Origin of the sequence: Janthinobacterium sp. NKUCC08_JDC, assembly GCF_019345575.1 — a bacterium.
GTDB classification, from domain to species: Bacteria; Pseudomonadota; Gammaproteobacteria; order Burkholderiales; family Burkholderiaceae_D; genus Janthinobacterium; species Janthinobacterium aestuarii.
The window spans coordinates 1-1,365 of sequence record NZ_JAHKQW010000039.1 but is presented as its reverse complement, the minus strand read 5'-3'; the positions used below and the strand labels follow the sequence as shown (position 1 = coordinate 1,365).

General features: G+C 51.4%; 1 rRNA gene. It reads right to left on the bottom strand.

The window, feature by feature from the left end:
* Positions 1–15 precede the first annotated feature (15 nt).
* Positions 16–1,365 (bottom strand): 23S ribosomal RNA (locus KO538_RS28990); the annotation flags it as partial.

Below are 1,365 nucleotides of genomic sequence, written 5' to 3'. Positions count from 1 at the left end.
ACCTGCTAAGGTTATAGGGACAAGCCGTACGGGCAATTAGTACTGGTTAGCTTAATGCATTACTGCACTTCCACACCCAGCCTATCAACGTCCTGGTCTCGAACGACCCTTCAAAGAGCTCAAGGCTCTGGGAAATCTCATCTCAAGGCAAGTTTCCCGCTTAGATGCTTTCAGCGGTTATCTCTTCCGAACTTAGCTACCCGGCAATGCCACTGGCGTGACAACCGGTACACCAGAGGTTCGTCCACTCCGGTCCTCTCGTACTAGGAGCAGCCCCCTTCAAATTTCCAACGCCCACGGCAGATAGGGACCAAACTGTCTCACGACGTTTTAAACCCAGCTCACGTACCACTTTAAATGGCGAACAGCCATACCCTTGGGACCGGCTACAGCCCCAGGATGTGATGAGCCGACATCGAGGTGCCAAACTCCCCCGTCGATATGAACTCTTGGGAGGAATCAGCCTGTTATCCCCAGAGTACCTTTTATCCGTTGAGCGATGGCCCTTCCATACAGAACCACCGGATCACTATGTCCTACTTTCGTACCTGCTCGACTTGTCAGTCTCGCAGTTAAGCACGCTTATGCCATTGCACTATCAACACGATGTCCGACCGTATCTAGCGTACCTTCGAACTCCTCCGTTACACTTTAGGAGGAGACCGCCCCAGTCAAACTGCCTACCATGCACTGTCCCCGATCCGGATAACGGACCAAGGTTAGAACCTCAAACAAACCAGGGTGGTATTTCAAGGTTGGCTCCACGAGAACTAGCGTCCCCGCTTCAAAGCCTCCCACCTATCCTACACAGATTGGTTCAAAGTCCAATGCAAAGCTACAGTAAAGGTTCATGGGGTCTTTCCGTCTAGCCGCGGGTAGATTGCATCATCACAAACATTTCAACTTCGCTGAGTCTCGGGAGGAGACAGTGTGGCCATCGTTACGCCATTCGTGCAGGTCGGAACTTACCCGACAAGGAATTTCGCTACCTTAGGACCGTTATAGTTACGGCCGCCGTTTACTGGGACTTCAATCAAGAGCTTGCACCCCATCATTTAATCTTCCAGCACCGGGCAGGCGTCACACCCTATACGTCCACTTTCGTGTTTGCAGAGTGCTGTGTTTTTATTAAACAGTCGCAGCCACCAGTTTATTGCAACCCTTTCACCCTCATGGAGTAAACCAATCAAGCTACCGGGGCGTACCTTTTCCCGAAGTTACGGTACCAATTTGCCGAGTTCCTTCTCCCGAGTTCTCTCAAGCGCCTTAGAATACTCATCTCGCCCACCTGTGTCGGTTTGCGGTACGGTCTCGTATGACTGAAGCTTAGAGGCTTTTCTTGGAACCACTTCCGATTGCTTCGTG